We start from the raw sequence: 17,151 nt of genomic DNA on the forward strand, positions 1-17,151 counted from the left end.
GCGTCAACAAGACGTCCCCGTCGCGCGGTTGGCCGTGCGAGCTGCCGCGGGAGTGGCTCGGGACGCGGCATGCGGAAGGGCCCGTCACGGGTCGAGAGACCGTGGACGGGCCCTTTCCGCAGCCATTTTGGCGGCTCGGGGAAGCCGGTGGAGGTCATTCCTCCAGAGTGAGCCCCCGACGCAGGGTGGCCAGGGTGCGGGCGAGCAGCCGGGACACGTGCATCTGGGAGATGCCGAGCTCCGTGCCGATCTCCGACTGGGTCATGCCGGAGACGAAGCGGAGCGAGAGGATGTGCCGGTCGCGGGCGGGCAGTGAGGCGATCATCGGCTTCAGGGAGGCGATGTACTCGATCCCGGTGAGGCCGTGGTCCTCGTAGCCCAGCCGGTCGGCGAGCGTGGCCTCGCCGCCGGGGCCCTCCTCCTCGTCGGGCTGCGCGTCGAGCGAGGTCGCGGTGTACGCGTTGCTCGCGGCCATGCCCTCGACGACCTCCTCCTGCCGGATGCCGAGCTCCTCGGCGAGTTCGGCGACGGTCGGCGCGCGGTCGAGGCGCTGGGAGAGGGCGTCGCCCGCCTTGGCGAGGTCGAGCCGCAGCTCCTGGAGCCTGCGCGGCACGTGCACGGACCACGAGGTGTCGCGGAAGAAGCGCTTGATCTCGCCGATGATCGTGGGCATCGCGAAGGTGGGGAACTCCACGCCGCGGGTGAGCTCGAAGCGGTCGATCGCCTTGATGAGGCCGATGGTGCCGACCTGGACGATGTCCTCCATCGGCTCGCTGCGGGTGCCGAAGCGCGCGGCGGCGAACCTGACCAGGGCCAGGTTGAGTTCGACGAGGGTGTTGCGGACGTACGCGTGGTCGTGGGTGCCCTCTTCGAGCTCGGCGAGCCGGGCGAAGAGCTGCTTCGACAGGGCACGCGCGTCGACCGGTCCGATGCCGTCGAGGGGCCGGTCGATCGGGAGGGCGAGCGCCCGGTCGTGCGGGAGGGCGTGCGTCCGGTCGTGCGGGAGCTCGGGGGAGAGCTCGGCAAGCTGGTCGAGCGGATGGTCCGGGAGGACTGCTGCCGACGGCGCGTCGGGGGTACGCGGGGCGTCGAGCCGGGGTGACATGGGTCTCCTTCGTGGGTTCTTGCTGCGGTTTGCGGCGCCTCCGAGGCCGGTCGTGTCGGGTGTTGTCTACTAGCCCTACCTGCTCGACGGGGAAGGTCGCAAGTATCGATAATCCGCTTTGCCCGTTATGTGGTGGACCTCGTGTGCATCGGAGGGTGCCTCGCTTGTAGGGTTCGAGTCACGTCAGTCGGCATCCGCGAGAGCGAGAAGAGGCACGGCCATGGACCGCGAGAACATCGGCAGCGCACCGCCCGCGCGGTTGCGGGTCGAGGTCCGGACCATGGACCGGACCGAACTCCTCGCCCCGGTGGGTGAGCTCGATCACTACACCGCCGAACTGCTGCGCTCCCCCCTGGACCAGGCGCTGGACGCGGGCCGTACGCGGCTCGTCGTCGACTGCTCGGGCCTGGAGTTCTGCGACTCGACCGGGCTCAACGTGCTCCTCGGCGCCCGGCTGAGGGCGGACGCCGCCGGTGGCGGTGTCCATCTCGTGGGGATGCGGCCCGCGGTGGCCCGGGTGTTCCACATCACGGGCGCGGAGGCCGTCTTCACCGTGCACGAGACACTCGCCACAGCCCTGCCCGGCTGACCCCCGGCCGGGCCCGCCCCCACGTCCCGGCTCCGCACCGCCCGCACGTCCTGCCCTCTGTCCCGTCGATCGGTGAGGTGAAGCGCTGATGGACCAAGCTTCCGACGTCCGTACGCTCGCCCTCGGCGAGACCAGTGGCACTGTGCCGCTCGCCCGTGACTTCACGCGGTCGGCGCTCCAGGAGTGGGGCTGGCTGCCGGCCGCCACCGCCGACCGCAGGGCCGCCGCCGAGGACGTCCTGCTCGTCGTCTCCGAGCTCGTCACCAACGCCTGCCTGCACGCCGGGGGTCCCGAGCGCCTCCGTGTCCTGCGGCTGCCCAAGGCCCTGCGCCTCGAAGTCACCGACCGGGGAGCCGGAACCCCCGCACCCCGCACCCCGCACCGGTCCGGCCGCCCGGGCGGCCACGGCATGTTCATCGTGCAGCGGCTCTGCCTCGACTGGGGCATCGAGCGCACCCCCGGCGCCCCCGGAAAGACGGTCTGGGCCGAACTCTCCGCACCCGCCTAGGACTTTCACCGTCTCTCTTCTTCCCTCCGCAAGGCCCCGGGCGTACCTTGACGCCCAATCTGAAAGACCGTCAGTTTCATTGCGGTGAGGGGTGCTCGGGGTGTCCAAGGAGCCGAACCGGAGGAGAACGACCGCCGCGCTCGCGGCGGCGGTCGCGGTGGCGGGCGCGACCGTGCTCGTCGGCGCGCCGACCGCCCAGGCGGCCGTCGTCGACGTCGACTACGCCTGTGAGACGAAGATCGGGCCCAAGGGCGCCGTCTCGCCCGTCGACATCAAGGCCGTCAAGAGCGGCAGCGCGTACACGATCACGATGTCGTTCGAGAAGGGCGTCTCCGACAGCCCGGTCGAGCTGCCCAAGGGCGTCATGACCCCGCGCGCCGACCTCGTCCTCGGCGGCGCGGACTCCGGCACCGTCAAGGTCAAGGGAACGCCGAACACCGCCGCCATCCCGCCCGACACCCCGATCAGGATCGGCACGCTCACGGGCACGTACACCCCGAAGAAGAACGGCAAGGTCACCTTCACGGCCGGGACCCTGACCGTGCACGCGCTCGGCATGGACGCGGCCGTCTGCACCCCCAGGAACAACCCGAAGCCCGCTCTGGAACTGCAGGTGACGGGGCTGTCCGGCGGCGCCGACACCCCGCCGCCCGCCGACGGGGGCGACGACGAGGAGAACACGGGCGCCGAACTGCCCAGGACCGGCCCGCTCGACTCCGCCGTGGCCCTCGGCACCCTCGGCGGCACCGTCCTCCTCACCGGCGCGGCCGGAGTCCTCTGGCTCACGCGGCGCACGGCTCGCTGATGCGGACGGCGGCACGCACCGGACTCGTGGCCGTCGCGACCGCCCTCGTCGGCGCGGTCGCGGCGGCGCCCGCGGGCGCCCGGACCGCGGCCCCCGCCGACGCTCGGACCGCGGTGTCCGCCGACGCCGGGGCGGCGGCCCCAGCCCACGCCCGGACCGCGGCCCCCGCCGACGCCCCCCCGGCCTCCTGGACGGCGGCGCCCGCCGCCGGGCGGCCGTACGCCTATCTGGAGGGCCCCGCGGGCAGCGTCCTCCAGGACACCCTGTCGCTGACCAACCCGGGCGCCCGGCCGCTCACGGTCCGGCTCAGCGGGCAGGGCGCCCCGGTGTCCTTCGCCGCCCGGACGGTGACCGTGCCCGCCAGGACCCGGGCGGACGTGCCCTTCGCCGTGACCGTCACCGCGGACACCCCGCCCGGTGAACACCGGGGGACGGTACGGGCCTCGGCGGCCGGCCGGCAGGTACGCGTCGACCTGCGGCTGCGGGTCAGCGGACCGCGGCTCGCCGCGCTCACCGTCGAGGACGTCCACGTCGACACCGCGACCGGCGCCCTCCGCTACACCCTGGTCAACCGGGGCACCACCGTCCTCGCCCCGCACCTCGCGGTGCGCGCCGAAGGGGTCCTCGGCACCGTCCTCGACCGGCCGGGCCGGCCCCTGCCGCTCACCCTGAAGCCCGGCCAGCGGGCCACCCGTACCGAAGCCTGGCCCGACCCGCCGGCCCTCGACTCCGTCACCGTCCGGCTGACCGCCACCGCCGAGGGCGCGGCCCCGGCCACCGCCCGCGCCGAGGCCTCCTTCGCCTCGGGCCCGGCGCTCGCCGGGGCGGCCGGACTGCTGCTGTCGGCGGCGGGCGCCGGCGGCTACGCGGTACGGCGGCGCGGCAGGTCCCGTATCCAGCGAGCCCCGGCGGGAGTGCACACATGAGGTGGATACGTACAGCGGCGGCGCTCGTGAGCGTGCTCGCCCTCGGCCTCCTCCCGGCCGCCCCCGCCCTCGCGGCCCCCGGTCCCGCCGTCGAGCTCTCCCGGGCGGAGGGCGGCAAGGGCGGCGAGGTCACCGTCAGCGGCAGCGGCTGGAAACCGGCCGCGCTCCTCATGCTGCTGATCTGCGGCCAGGCCGCGCCCGACAAGGGCGTCATCGGCGGCACCAACTCCTGCGCCAACACCGAGGGCCGGGCCGCCACCGTCGACGCGCGCGGCGGCTTCAGCGTGAAGCTGCCGGTCGCCGAACCGCCCAAGCCCTGCCCCTGCGTGGTGCACGTCGCCGGGGTGACCGGACAGCAGGACGCCGTCGACCGGGAGTTCACCGTCGCCGGGCATCCCGTCGCGCCGCTCCCCGAAGCCTCGGGCGACGGACGGCTCGCCGTCCTCGCCGCCGTACGCCTCGACGGTTCCAGCGGCCTCCTCACCTGGTTCGGGGCGCCGCCGAGCCGCGAGATCGTCTTCACCGTCGGCAACCTCGGCTCCGCTCCCGTGAAGGACCCGGTCTTCCAGGTCGGCTCCAGCCACGGCGTGTTCGCGCCGCAGTACGAGGAGCGGCAGTGGCGCGGCACGATCGCCCCCGGCAGGAAGGCCCTGGTCCGGCTCCCCGTCGAACTCACGGCGGGCGCGCACGGCGACTACCAGGTCTCCGTGCGGTACGCGGGCAAGGTCCTGGTCGAGCAGCCGTGGGGGGTCGGCAGGCCCTGGGGCGTGACGCTCTTCTGGCTGCTGCTCGCCGTGGTCGTCCCGGCGGCGCTGTTCCGGATCGGGATGGCCGTGGTGGACCGCGTCCGCCCGGCGACGGGCCCCGCCCGGCCCCGGCCCCGCGCCCGGCCCCGGACCGCTCCCCTGGCCCGGCTCCGTACACGTGCCCCCGACCCCGCGCGCGACTCCGCGCGCCGGGGCCAGGGGGACGACGAACCGACCGCGGTCCTGCCGTGGTTCAGTCCTGACTCCGCACCGTCAGCCCCAGAGAGCAGCCCGACGACGAAGGGACATGCGTGAGTACGCAACGGAGGATGAGCGCGGCCGGAGTCGCGCTGATGCTCGGCGGCGCGGGGATCATGATTTCCGCCGGCCCCGCCCAGGCCGCCGAGGTCTCGTACAAGACGGAGTGCATCCCGCCGTCCATCTCCGGGCTTCCGCCCGTGCAGGGCACGACGAAGGTGCTGATCACGGCGCCGGCGGAGGCCAAGGTCGGCGACGAGGTCGAGATCGTCTGGAAGACGGTCCAGGCCGCGTCGAAGAACCCCGACGTGCTCGACCTCGGCGCGGACACGGTTAAGCCGACCGGCGTCCTCACCGTGGGCGGCGCGGGGACCGGCACCGTCGCGATGGAGGGGCCCCGGCAGAATCCGCCGATCCCCAAGAACAGCCCGATGGTGCTGCCCGAGATGAAGGGGAAGCTGAAGCTCACGAAGGCGGGCGAGATCACCCTCACGCCCGGGAAGTACACGATCAACGTGTCCAAGCCGCTGTCGACGGACACGAAGTGCGCCCCGAAGGAGACGGTGCCGGTCGCGGCCAAGATCAAGGTCACGGCCGGCGGCGGCGGTACGACGACGGGCGGCACGAACGGCGGGTCCACGACGACCACCGGTGGTACGACGACGTCGGGCGGCAACGCGAGCGGCAGCACCACGGGCGGCTCGACCACGACCGGCGGCGGCTCGAACACCACCGGCGGCTCCTCGACCTCGTCCTCAGGCGGCTCCTCGACCTCCTCCTCCGGCGGCTCCGGCGGATCCTCCGGCTCCGGCTCCGGATCGGCCTCCGGCGGATCCTCCAGCGGCGGCGCGAGCGGCGGGGGCGGCGGTGAGACGTCCTTCCCCGGCAAGGAGGTCGCCGTCACGTTCGGCTGCACGGCACCCGGCCCGGACCCGATCAACGGCAAGGTGACGATCGACGCCAAGAAGAACGGCGGTGTGTACGACCTCACGGTCAGGACGGCCAAGGGCGTCATGAACAGCCCCGCCGCCCTCCCCGCGGGTGCCCTGAAGGGTTCCATGGCGATCAGGATCGGCGGGGCCGACAGCGGCACGGTGAACGTCTCCGGGCCCCCGAACCCCACCGCGCTGAAGCTGGGCGACCCGGTGAACCTGCCGGACATGAAGGGCACGTACAAGCCCGGGGCGACCGGCACGTCCACGCTCAGCCCCGGCACGCTGACCATCAAGGTCACCCTCGGCAGCTCGACGATGGACATCCCGTGCCAGGTGAAGGGCGCTGTCCAGGCCTCCCTCGAACTGGACACGAGCAAGCAGGCGGGTGGCGCGTCGGGCGGCGACGGCAACGGCTCGGGCTCGGGCAGCGGATCGGGTTCCGGCAGCGGTAGCGGTTCCGGCGGCTCCGACGGCGGGAACCTCGCCGAGACCGGCGCCGAGAGCGACGGCGCCCTGCGCGCCCTCGCCCTCGTCGCCGGCACGGTGATCCTGCTCGGCGGCGCCGTGTTCACCTTCACCCCGTGGGCGCGCCTCAGGCGCTGACGCGGGCCCGAGAAACGGCGGAAGGCCGCCGCACCGGATCGGTGCGGCGGCCCTCACGGCCGTACGGGGGAGGTCAGTGGACGCTGCCCATGAGCCCCTGGACCTTCTTGCGGTACATGTAGATCGCGAAGCCCGCCGCGACGGCGAGCGTCGCCTGCATCGCGATGATCCCTGTCCCGTTCAGGTCCACGCCCGCGATGGAGAGCAGACCCGTGGTGCAGTCACCGGCGGTGACGGCGAGGAACCAGACACCCATCATCTGGGAGGCGTACTTCTTCGGCGCCATCTTCGTGGTGACGGAGAGGCCGACGGGGGAGAGGCACAGCTCGCCGATGGTCTGGATCATGTAGATCGTGACCAGCCACATCGGGGAGACCTTGGTGCCGTCGCCCGCCATGTTCATCGGGACGATGAAGACGAAGAACGAGGCGCCGACGAGGACCAGACCCATCGCGAACTTCACGATGGTGTTCGGCTCCTGGTTCTTCCGGGCCAGCCACAGCCACAGCCAGGCGAAGACCGGGGCGAGCGCCATCACGAACAGCGGGTTCAGCGACTGGTACCAGGTCGCGGGGAAACCGAGGCCGAAGATCGTGCCGGCGGTCTTGTCGTCCGCGAACAGCGACAGCGTCGAGCCGCCCTGGTCGTAGATCATCCAGAAGATGGCGGCGGCGACGAAGAACCAGATGTAGCCGGTCACGCGCGACTTCTCGCTCGAGTCGAGGTCCTTGTCGCGCTTGATACGGGCCAGGACGGCGACCGGGATGATCAGACCGGCGAGGGTGATCGGGACCATCGCCCAGTTCAGGGTGTACATGCCCATGGCGACGACGGCGCCGTAGAACACCGCGACCACGAGGGCGATGACGGCGGCCTTGGTGATGACGGCCTTGCGCTCCGCGGCGGACAGCGGGTTCGGGACCTCGTTGCTCTTCGGGTTCAGCGTCTTGCCGAAGATCAGGAAGACGGCGAGGCCGAGGCCCATGCCGACGGCGGCGAGGGCGAAGCCGAGGTGCCAGTTGACCTTCTCGCCGACGGTGCCGATGACCAGCGGGGCGAAGAACGCGCCGAGGTTGATGCCGACGTAGAAGAGCGTGAAGCCACCGTCACGGCGCGGGTCGTCGGCGCCCTTGTAGAGGTGGCCGACCATCGTCGAGATGTTGGCCTTGAGGAGGCCGGAGCCGACCGCGACGAGCGCGAGACCGACGAAGAACATCGCCTGGCCGGGGACGGCCAGCGAGACATGGCCGAGCATGATCACGGAGGCCGCGATCGCGACGGTCTTGCGGGCGCCCCAGACGCGGTCGCCGAACCAGCCGCCGGGCATGGCCATCAGGTAGACCATCGAGACGTAGACGGAGTAGATCGCCGTCGCCGTCGCCGCGGTCATCGCGAGGCCGCCACCCTGGCTGCCCGTCGCGGCGTCCACGCCGCCGGAGACCAGGTACAGAACGAGAAGGGCCCTCATGCCGTAGTAGGAGAAACGCTCCCACATCTCGGTCATGAAGAGAGTGGCCAGACCACGGGGGTGGCCGAGGAAGGTCTTCTCGTAGCCGAGGGGTTCGGCCGAGTCCTTCGTCAGGCTGGACGCCATGTCGATCCTTGCTCTGTCGGGACGCGCGCCTTGTGAGCGTGGTGCGCCCGGTGGGGGAGGCCGGCACCGGCGGAATCGGAGTGGACTCCACCGGGATCCACGCCCCGGGAGATGCGTCTTCGCGTCCCGGGACCCGGCCCACAGGTCATTCATCGTCCTCGAGGTTCGGCTGGGCCGACCTCACGCAGAAAGAGGACCTTGGCGCGCGAAGCTGGCCAAAGGTCCCCGATTACCGCTACAGACGTCGAGCCACCATACGACACGACAGTGCCGGATATGGAAGGACTTGAGAGATGGATCACAGGTGACGGTGCAACCGCGCAGGGTCATTCGAAGGTCATGTGCAAGATGGCCACAAGATCCCCAGGGTCTCCTCCCTCCCCGTGGATCACGCCCCGGGCCCCCACCCGTGCGGACTACCATCACCCCATGACCCGTGTACTGCTCGCCGAGGACGACGCATCCATCTCGGAGCCGCTGGCCCGCGCCCTGCGGAGAGAGGGGTACGAGGTCGAGGTCCGCGAGGACGGCCCGACCGCCCTCGACGCCGGCCTCCAGGGCGGCGTGGACCTGGTCGTCCTCGACCTGGGCCTGCCCGGCATGGACGGCCTGGAGGTCGCCAGGCGACTGCGCGCCGAGGGCCACGCGGTCCCGATCCTGGTGCTCACCGCCCGCGCCGACGAGGTCGACACGGTCGTGGGGCTCGACGCGGGTGCCGACGACTACGTCACCAAGCCGTTCCGGCTCGCCGAGCTCCTCGCCCGCGTCCGGGCGCTGCTCCGGCGCGGCTCCACCGAGCCGGTCGTCGCCCCCTCGACCCACGGCGTACGGATCGACGTCGAGTCGCACCGGGCGTGGATGGGCGACGAGGAGCTCCAGCTCACGGCCAAGGAGTTCGACCTGCTGCGGGTCCTGGTCCGCGACGCGGGCCGGGTCGTCACCCGCGACCAGCTGATGCGCGAGGTCTGGGACACCACGTGGTGGTCCTCCACGAAGACCCTGGACATGCACATCTCCTGGCTCCGCAAGAAGCTGGGCGACGACGCGGCGAACCCCCGCTACATCGCCACGGTCCGAGGCGTCGGCTTCCGTTTCGAGAAGAGCTAGCCGGGGCCCGTAAGGTCGGGAGCGTCTCCCGTTCCCGCCCGGAGGGCAACCGTGCGTCGCCGTCTCATCAACTCCACCCTCGCCGTCGTCCTCGTCGTCATCGCCGTCTTCGGCGTCTCCCTGGTCATCGTGGAGACGCGCACCATCTCCAGCAGCGCCCAGGAGAGCGTGGACCTGGAGGCGCTCCGCATCGTCTCCATCGTCGACAGCCGGCTCATCGGCGGCGAGCCCGTGAACCCGGACATCCTGGCCGAGCAGAGCGGCGCCAAGCGGTACGCCCAGATCCACATCCCCGGCCGCGACACGATCGAGATCGGCACCCGCCCGCAGGGTGACGTCACCCGCGGTCTCGCCGAGGGCGAGCGCGGCGAGACCGTGGTCGTCGAGGAGTCCCGCTCGGCGGTCACCGCCGAGGTCGGCCGCACCCTCATGATCATCGGCGCGGTCGCGCTGCTCGCCGTGATCGCCGCCGTCCTCCTCGCCGTACGGCAGGCCAACAAGCTCACGTCCCCGCTCACCGACCTCGCGGAGACCGCCGAGCGCCTCGGCTCGGGCGACCCGCGCCCCCGGCACAAGCGGTACGCGGTGCCCGAGCTGGACCGCGTCGCGGACGTCCTGGACGCCTCCGCCGAGCGCATCGCCCGGATGCTCACCGCCGAGCGCCGGCTGGCCGCGGACGCCTCGCACCAGCTCCGTACGCCCCTCACCGCCCTCTCCATGCGCCTGGAGGAGGTCGCGCTCGCCGACGACCTGGACACGGTCAAGGAGGAGGCGACGATCGCGCTCACCCAGGTCGAGCGCCTCACCGACGTCGTCGAGCGGCTGCTCACGAACTCCCGCGACCCCCGCACCGGCTCCGCCGTCGCCTTCGACCTCGACGAGGTCGTCAAGCAGCAGATCGAGGAATGGCGGCCCGCCTACCGCAGCGCGGGGCGGGCCATCGTCCACTCCGGCAAGCAGGGCATGCGGGCCGTCGGCACCCCGGGCGCGGTCGCCCAGGTCCTCGCGGCCCTGATCGAGAACTCGCTCATGCACGGCGGCGGCACCGTCGCCCTGCGGACCCGTGTCACCGGCAACCAGTCGGTGATCGAGGTCACCGACGAGGGCCCGGGCGTCCCGGCGGACCTCGGCGCGCGGATCTTCGAGCGGGCCGTCAGCGGCCGCAGCTCCACCGGCATCGGCCTGGCGGTCGCCAGGGACCTCGCGGAGGCGGACGGCGGCCGCCTGGAGCTCCTCCAGCAGCAGCCGCCGGTCTTCGCACTGTTCCTGAGCCGGGAGGTCCGCAGCGTCGCGGACAGCCAGCAGGAGCGCCCCGTCCGCTGACGCGTGCGCGCGCCACCCGCCGTCGAACGGACGAAACCCCTGGTCAGCGATGCCGGCCAGGGGTTTCGGGGGTTTCGAGGAGCCAGGGCTCAGACGCGGTCGGGCTGCCGGGCGGCGGCCGCCTGCCGCGGCGCCTGCTCCAGGAACGATTCGGCGGTCTGCACCGCCTCCTTCGCCGGCAGCGCGCGGAACACCCAGGTGCGGTACGACCAGAAGCGGAACAGCGTCCCGATCCCGATGCCGAAGAACTTGAAGAAGTTGCTCGCGAGCGGGCCGTCCCAGCCGAAGCCGTACGTCGCCGCGTAGAGCACACCGTTCTCGATGACCATGCCGATGACGCTGAACAGCAGGAACAGCGACATCTCCTTGGTGCGCCCGGACTTGTCGCGGTCACGGTACGTGAAGTAGCGGAACCCCACGTAGTTGAAGACGATCGCGACCACGGTGGCGATCAGGCTGGCCCGGACCATCGGGATGTCCGTCGCACCCCGGACGATGTTGAAGACGCCGAGGTTCACCAGGACGCCGAGACCGCCCACCACCCCGAATTTGGCGACCTCCCGGGCGAGCCGGTCGAGTCGCGTGCGCAGCGCGCCGGGTTCACTCATGGTGATGGCTCTGTCCCGTCCGTCCGGATGACGTCCGGGTGACGTCAACCCAACCATGCTAACCAGCGCTCCTGTCACCCGCCCGTGTACCTGGGAAACCGCTGGCGAACCGGCTCCCCACCAGCGTCGTTCTTGTGCCAAACCACAGCCGGACGAGTGTTCACGGATGGTGCGGATACCCTAAGAGGGTGACGTTCCCGGTAGTCGGCATGGTCGGTGGCGGACAGCTCGCCCGAATGACCCACGAGGCGGGCATCCCCCTCGGCATCAAGTTCAAGCTCCTCAGCGACACCCCGCAGGACTCTGCGGCGCAGGTGGTGAGCGAGGTCGTCATCGGCGACTATCGCGACCTGGCTACGCTGCGTGACTTCGCGCGCGGATGTGACGTGATCACCTTCGATCACGAGCACGTCCCCACGGAGCACCTGCGGGCCCTGGAGGCGGACGGCATCCCCGTCCGCCCCGGGCCCGACGCGCTGGTGCACGCCCAGGACAAGGGGGTGATGCGCGCGAAGCTCCGCGAGATCGGCGCACCCTGCCCCCGGCACCGCATCGTGGCGGACCCCGAGGACGCGGCGGCCTTCGCCGCCGAGGTCGGGGGCTTCCCGATCATCCTCAAGACGGTCCGCGGCGGCTACGACGGCAAGGGCGTCTGGTTCGTCCGGAAGCCGGAGGACGCCCGCGATCCCTTCCTGGCGGGGGTCCCGGTCCTCGCCGAGGAGAAGGTCGACTTCGCGCGCGAGCTCGCCGCGAACATCGTCCGCTCCCCGCACGGCCAGGCCGTCGCCTACCCGGTCGTCGAGTCCCGGCAGGTCGACGGCGTGTGCGACACGGTGATCGCACCCGCGCCCGACCTCGACGGCGAGCTCGCCGGACAGGCCCAGGAGCTGGCCCTCCGCATCGCGAAGGAGCTCGGCGTCGTCGGCCACCTGGCCGTCGAGCTGTTCGAGACCACGGACGGCCGCATCCTCGTGAACGAACTGGCGATGCGCCCGCACAACTCCGGCCACTGGACCCAGGACGGCGCGGTCACCTCGCAGTTCGCCAACCACGTCCGGGCGGTCCTCGACCTGCCCCTCGGCGATCCGCGGCCGCGCGCGACGTGGACCGTGATGTGCAATGTCCTGGGCGGCGACTACCCGGACATGTACTCCGCGTACCTGCACTGCATGGCCAGGGACCCGCAGCTCAAGATCCACATGTATGGCAAGGACGTGAAGCCCGGCCGCAAGGTGGGGCACGTCAACACCTACGGCGACGACCTGGACGACGTGCTGGAGCGCGCGCGCCACGCCGCCGGCTATCTGCGAGGAACGATCACCGAGTGAGCAGCACGAGCCCCGCCGCAGCCCCCGCCACCTCCATCGCCCCCGTGATCGGCATCGTCATGGGATCCGACTCCGACTGGCCCGTCATGGAGGCCGCGGCGCAGGCCCTCCACGAGTTCGAGATCCCGTACGAGGTCGACGTCGTCTCCGCGCACCGGATGCCGCGCGAGATGATCGCGTACGGCGAGGAGGCCGCGGGCCGCGGCCTCAAGGCGATCATCGCGGGCGCGGGCGGCGCCGCCCACCTCCCCGGCATGCTCGCCTCCGTCACCCCGCTGCCGGTCATCGGCGTGCCGGTGCCGCTGAAGTACCTCGACGGCATGGACTCGCTGCTCTCCATCGTGCAGATGCCGGCCGGCGTGCCGGTCGCCACGGTCTCCGTCGGCGGCGCGCGGAACGCGGGCCTGCTCGCGGCCCGCATCCTCGCCGCGCACAACCCCGAACTGCTCACCCGGATGCGGGAGTTCCAGCAGGAACTGAACGACCAGGCGACCGAGAAGGGCAAGCGCCTGCGGGCCAGGGTCGAGGGCGCGGAGTCGTTCGGCTTCGCCAAGTGAGCGCCGCGGAAGGGGCCTCCGGCGGCGCGGCCGACCGCCTCGCCGAGGCCCGCGAGCTGCTCGCCGCCCACCCCGTCGTCGACGGCCACAACGACCTGCCGTGGGCGCTGCGGGAGCACGTCCGGTACGACCTGGACCGGATGGACATCGGCGCGGACCAGACCGGCGCCCTGCACACCGACCTCAAGCGGCTGCGGGCCGGCGGTGTCGGCGCCCAGTTCTGGTCGGTGTACGTGCCCTGCCGGCTGGCCGGCGACGACGCGGTCAGCGCGACCCTGGAGCAGATCGACATCGTCGACCAGCTCCTGGAGCGGTACGCGGGCGACCTCGCCCCCGCGCTGACGGCCGACGACATGGAGGCGGCCCGCGCGCAGGGCCGTATCGCCTCCCTCAAGGGCGCCGAGGGCGGCCACTCGATCAACAACTCCCTCGCCACCCTGCGCGCCCTGCACACCCTCGGCGTGCGCTACATGACGCTCACCCACAACGACAACAACGACTGGGCGGACTCGGCGACCGACGCACCCGGCGTCGGCGGGCTCTCCGCCTTCGGCCGTACGGTCGTCCGCGAGATGAACCGCTCGGGCATGCTCGTCGACCTGTCGCACGTCGCCGCGACGACCATGCGGGACGCGCTCGACGCCTCGGCGGCGCCGGTGATCTTCTCGCACTCCTCGGCCCTGGCCGTCTGCGACCACCCGAGGAACATCCCGGACGACGTCCTGGAGCGGCTGCCCGCCAACGGCGGGGTCGCGATGGCCACGTTCGTGCCCAAGTTCATCCTCCCCGCGGCCGTCGAGTGGACCGCGCGGGCCGACGAGAACCTCCGGGCGCACGGCTTCGACCACCTCGACACCACCGCAGAGGCCATGAAGCTGCACCGCGCCTTCGAGGAGGCCAACCCGCGGCCGGTCGCCACCGCCGCCACGGTCGCCGACCACCTCGACCACATGCGCGAGGCCGCCGGCATCGACCACATCGGCATCGGCGGGGACTACGACGGCACGGCCTTCACCCCGGCCGGCCTGGAGGACGTCGCCGGCTATCCGAACCTGGTCGCGGAGCTGCTGCACCGCGGCTGGTCGCAGCCGGACCTGGCGAAGCTGACCTGGTCCAACGCCGTCCGCGTCCTCCGTGACGCGGAGGCGGTCTCGCGCGACCTGCGCAGCCGTACGGCACCGTCGAACGCGACGCTCGACTCCCTGGACGCGCCGGGCGCCTGACGGCGTGCGCACGCCCCGGCTCCGGCCCCGGCGTTCACCCGGACGGCTCCGCCCACCGAGCCCCCGCGCGGGCCCGGTGGCACGGTGGACGGTACTGCCCCGCCCGACTCGGCGGGGCGGTACTGCATCACCGAGTTGGAGTAAGACCATGGCGGAACTGCTAGACGACCATCCCACCCTCTCCACCGTCCCTGCTTCCGCCGGGGAGCCCGCACCCCCCGAACCACCCCCGCCGCCCGACGAGACGTCCCGCGCCCGCGCCCTCCTGGCGGCCCAGCCCGTCGTCGAGGGACACACCGAACTGCCCCCCTCCCTCGACCCGGAGGACCTCCCGCCCGTCCGCGCGGCGGAGGCCGGAGCCCAGTTCTGGTCGCTCCACGTCGAACCCGGCGAAGACACGGCGGGCGTCATCGGGACCCTGCGGCGCATCGACGCCATCCGCGCCCTCGTCGCCGGCTGCCCCGAGGACCTGCGCCTCGCCCACACGACCTCCGAGATGGCCCACGCCCGCAACTGCGGCCGCGTCGCCGCCCTGCTCGGACCGGTCAGCTGGACGGCGCTCGGCGCCTCCGCCGCGACCCTGCGGGCCTATCACGCCCTGGGCGTACGGGCCGTCAACCTCACCCGTTTCGACCGCTTCGCCCGCGACGCGGTACGGGAGATGAACCGCCTCGGCCTGGCCGTGGACCTCTCCGGCGCCGACCAGGACACGGTCCGCCGCGCCCTCGCGGTCACCCGCGCCCCCGCCCTGCTCACCAGGGCGGCCCCGGAAGGCCTGCCGGACGACGTCCTGGGCCTGCTCGGCGGGAACGGCGCCGTCTGCATGGTGACCGTGACCGACGACCCGGCCGCCGTCGCCGACGTCCTGGACCGGGTGCGGACGGAGGCGGGCACGCACTGCGTGGGCGTCTCCCACGCCACCACCCCGGCCGTCGGCTACGTCCCGCTCTTCGCGGAGCTCCTCCGCCGCGGCTGGACCGCCGAGGAACTGGTCGGCCTCGCGCACGCCAACGTGACGCGGGCGCTGCGCGAGACGGAGTTCCTGGCGCGGACGAACCGCATCAGGCCGGCCGCGGCCTGACGGCGGGAAGGGAGGAGGGGGCGCTGACGACAGCGCCCCGGTGCGGCGGTGTCCTCAGGCGCGCGGGCGGCCCATCGCCCGGTACGTCCAGCCGGCCGCCCGCCAGCGCTCGGAGTCCAGCGCGTTGCGGCCGTCCAGGATCACCCGCGAGGCGGCGACCTCGGCGAGCGCCGCCGGGTCGAGCTCGCGGAACTCGCGCCACTCCGTCAGGTGCAGCACCACGTCCGCCCCGCGCACCGCTTCGACGGCGGACTCGGCGTATCCGAGGGTCGGGAAGAGACGGCGGGCGTTGTCCATGCCCTTGGGGTCGTAGACGGTCACCTGGCCGCCCTGAAGGTGTATCTGACCGGCCACGTTGAGCGCGGGGGAGTCGCGGACGTCGTCCGAGTCCGGCTTGAAGGCGGCGCCGAGGACGGCGACCCGGCGGCCCAGGAAGGTGCTGCCGCCGAGGGCCTCGCGCGCCATCTCGACCATCTGGCCGCGGCGCCGCATGTTGATGGAGTCGATCTCGCGCAGGAAGGTCAGCGCCTGGTCGGCGCCCAGCTCGCCCGCGCGGGCCATGAAGGCCCGGATGTCCTTGGGCAGGCAGCCGCCGCCGAAGCCGATGCCGGCGCGCAGGAACTTGGCGCCGATCCGGTCGTCGTGCCCGATCGCCTCGGCCAGCTTGGCGACGTCACCGCCGGCGGCCTCGCACACCTCGGCCATCGCGTTGATGAAGGAGATCTTGGTGGCGAGGAAGGAGTTCGCGGAGGTCTTCACCAGCTCGGCGGTGGGGAAGTCGGTCACCACGAAGGGCGAACCGTCGCCGACCGGCCCGGCGTACACCTCGCGCAGCAGCTTCTCGGCCCGCTCGCCCTGGACGCCGACGACGATCCGGTCCGGGTGCAGCGTGTCCTGCACGGCGAAGCCCTCGCGCAGGAACTCCGGGTTCCAGGCCAGCTCCACGCCCTCCGGGAGCACGCCCGCGAGCCGCTCGGCCGAACCGACGGGCACGGTCGACTTGCCGACGACCAGGGCCCCCTCGCGGACGACCTCGGCGAGGGAGGCGAAGGCGGCGTCCACGTAGCTCATGTCGCAGGCGTACTCGCCGTGCTTCTGCGGGGTGTTCACACAGACGAAGTGCACGTCGCCGAAGGCGCCGACCTCCTCCCAGGAGGTGGTGAAGCGCAGCCGCCCGCTCGAACCCTCGATGCCGGCCACGTGGCGCGCGAGGAGTTCCTCGAGGCCCGGCTCGTACATCGGGACCCGGCCGGAGGACAGCAGCTCGATCTTCTCGGGGACGACGTCGAGCCCCAGGACCTCGAAGCCCAGTTCCGCCATGGCCGCGGCGTGGGTGGCGCCGAGGTAGCCGGTGCCGATCACGGTGATCTTGAGGGCCATGCGGGTCTCCAGTGAACGTCGGGCGGAATGCCTGCCCGAGCATAGTCGTGCTCTGGTCCGGGGCCGGGGCACGCCCTACGCTTCGGGTTACTTAACGGTAGTTAGCAGTGTGGGAGTGAGTGAGAGTGTCAGGTTCTTCTGATTTCGACCTGTATCGGCCCTCCGAGGAGCACGACATGCTCCGGGAGTCGGTGCGTGCGCTCGCGGAGGCGAAGATCGCGCCGTTCGCCGCGGCGGTGGACGAGGAGGGCCGGTTCCCGCAGGAGGCCCTGGACGCGCTGGTCGCCGGCGACCTGCACGCCGTGCACGTCCCGGAGGCCTACGGCGGCGCGGGCGCGGACGCGCTGGCCACGGTGATCGTGATCGAGGAGGTCGCGCGTGCGTGCGGCTCGTCCTCGCTGATCCCGGCGGTCAACAAGCTGGGCTCGCTGCCGGTGATCCTGTCCGGCTCGGAGGAGCTGAAGCACAGGTACCT

Annotated in this window: 17 protein-coding genes; 13 read left to right on the top strand and 4 right to left on the bottom strand. The window is 72.2% G+C overall.

The window, feature by feature from the left end; all coding sequences use genetic code 11:
- Positions 1-154 precede the first annotated feature (154 nt).
- The gene (locus ACIP84_RS29020) at positions 155-1,105 is read right to left on the bottom strand and encodes an RNA polymerase sigma factor SigF (protein WP_401801662.1); all 951 of its coding nucleotides are present in this window, start codon (positions 1,103-1,105) and stop codon (positions 155-157) included.
- 220 nt (positions 1,106-1,325) lie between these two features.
- On the opposite strand from ACIP84_RS29020, the gene ACIP84_RS29025 reads away from it, so the two are divergent.
- From ACIP84_RS29025 to ACIP84_RS29050, 6 genes are all read left to right on the top strand, one after another.
- Entirely contained in the window at positions 1,326-1,694 is a 369-nt protein-coding gene (locus ACIP84_RS29025; protein ID WP_355965769.1) for an STAS domain-containing protein, read from the top strand.
- A gap of 88 nt (positions 1,695-1,782) precedes the next feature.
- On the top strand, positions 1,783-2,202 hold the full coding sequence (locus ACIP84_RS29030; protein WP_355965771.1) for an ATP-binding protein: 420 nt from the start codon (positions 1,783-1,785) through the stop codon (positions 2,200-2,202).
- 100 nt (positions 2,203-2,302) lie between these two features.
- Positions 2,303-3,007: a peptidase gene (locus ACIP84_RS29035; protein WP_355965772.1), complete on the top strand. Its 705-nt coding sequence runs from the start codon at positions 2,303-2,305 to the stop codon at positions 3,005-3,007.
- On the top strand, positions 3,007-3,933 hold the full coding sequence (locus ACIP84_RS29040) for a hypothetical protein (protein ID WP_401801666.1): 927 nt from the start codon (positions 3,007-3,009) through the stop codon (positions 3,931-3,933). The genes ACIP84_RS29035 and ACIP84_RS29040 overlap by 1 nt, the downstream gene beginning before the upstream one ends.
- On the top strand, positions 3,930-4,994 hold the full coding sequence (locus ACIP84_RS29045) for a hypothetical protein (protein ID WP_401801668.1): 1,065 nt from the start codon (positions 3,930-3,932) through the stop codon (positions 4,992-4,994). Before ACIP84_RS29040 ends, ACIP84_RS29045 begins: the two co-directional genes overlap by 4 nt.
- Before the next feature lie 14 nt (positions 4,995-5,008).
- A complete protein-coding gene (locus ACIP84_RS29050; protein WP_401801671.1) occupies positions 5,009-6,475 on the top strand; it encodes a hypothetical protein in 1,467 nt (488 codons plus the stop codon).
- Between the two features lie 73 nt (positions 6,476-6,548).
- On the opposite strand, the gene ACIP84_RS29055 is transcribed toward ACIP84_RS29050, so the two are convergent.
- Entirely contained in the window at positions 6,549-8,069 is a 1,521-nt protein-coding gene (locus ACIP84_RS29055) for an oligopeptide:H+ symporter (protein ID WP_355965777.1), read from the bottom strand.
- Positions 8,070-8,498: 429 nt separating this feature from the next.
- Between ACIP84_RS29055 and ACIP84_RS29060 the strand changes: the two genes are divergently transcribed.
- Complete coding sequence (locus tag ACIP84_RS29060) at positions 8,499-9,176, top strand: response regulator transcription factor (protein WP_329279450.1); 678 nt, start codon at positions 8,499-8,501, stop codon at positions 9,174-9,176.
- Positions 9,177-9,227: 51 nt separating this feature from the next.
- Positions 9,228-10,499: an ATP-binding protein gene (locus tag ACIP84_RS29065; RefSeq protein WP_355965778.1), complete on the top strand. Its 1,272-nt coding sequence runs from the start codon at positions 9,228-9,230 to the stop codon at positions 10,497-10,499.
- Positions 10,500-10,588: 89 nt separating this feature from the next.
- Here ACIP84_RS29065 and ACIP84_RS29070 read toward each other — a convergent pair whose 3' ends face one another.
- Positions 10,589-11,107: a GtrA family protein gene (locus ACIP84_RS29070; RefSeq protein WP_355965779.1), complete on the bottom strand. Its 519-nt coding sequence runs from the start codon at positions 11,105-11,107 to the stop codon at positions 10,589-10,591.
- Positions 11,108-11,295: 188 nt separating this feature from the next.
- Here ACIP84_RS29070 and ACIP84_RS29075 point away from each other — a divergent pair, with 188 nt between their 5' ends.
- The 4 genes from ACIP84_RS29075 (at position 11,296) to ACIP84_RS29090 (ending at position 15,296) form a co-directional block, all read left to right on the top strand.
- Positions 11,296-12,435 (top strand): 5-(carboxyamino)imidazole ribonucleotide synthase, encoded by a 1,140-nt coding sequence (locus ACIP84_RS29075; protein ID WP_401801677.1) that lies wholly within the window; start codon positions 11,296-11,298, stop codon positions 12,433-12,435.
- Positions 12,436-12,494: 59 nt separating this feature from the next.
- The gene (gene purE, locus ACIP84_RS29080; protein ID WP_355965792.1) at positions 12,495-12,992 is read left to right on the top strand and encodes a 5-(carboxyamino)imidazole ribonucleotide mutase; all 498 of its coding nucleotides are present in this window, start codon (positions 12,495-12,497) and stop codon (positions 12,990-12,992) included.
- Positions 12,989-14,215: a dipeptidase gene (locus ACIP84_RS29085; RefSeq protein WP_355965782.1), complete on the top strand. Its 1,227-nt coding sequence runs from the start codon at positions 12,989-12,991 to the stop codon at positions 14,213-14,215. The genes purE and ACIP84_RS29085 overlap by 4 nt, the downstream gene beginning before the upstream one ends.
- Before the next feature lie 148 nt (positions 14,216-14,363).
- On the top strand, positions 14,364-15,296 hold the full coding sequence (locus ACIP84_RS29090) for a membrane dipeptidase (RefSeq protein WP_401801679.1): 933 nt from the start codon (positions 14,364-14,366) through the stop codon (positions 15,294-15,296).
- Between the two features lie 54 nt (positions 15,297-15,350).
- Here ACIP84_RS29090 and ACIP84_RS29095 read toward each other — a convergent pair whose 3' ends face one another.
- Complete coding sequence (locus tag ACIP84_RS29095; protein ID WP_401801681.1) at positions 15,351-16,676, bottom strand: UDP-glucose dehydrogenase family protein; 1,326 nt, start codon at positions 16,674-16,676, stop codon at positions 15,351-15,353.
- Between the two features lie 125 nt (positions 16,677-16,801).
- Between ACIP84_RS29095 and ACIP84_RS29100 the strand changes: the two genes are divergently transcribed.
- A partial coding sequence (locus ACIP84_RS29100; RefSeq protein WP_401801684.1) for an acyl-CoA dehydrogenase family protein occupies positions 16,802-17,151 on the top strand: 350 nt, incomplete at its 3' end.

Source organism: Streptomyces sp. NPDC088707 (assembly GCF_044752725.1).
In the GTDB taxonomy this organism is placed as follows: Bacteria; Actinomycetota; Actinomycetes; order Streptomycetales; family Streptomycetaceae; genus Streptomyces.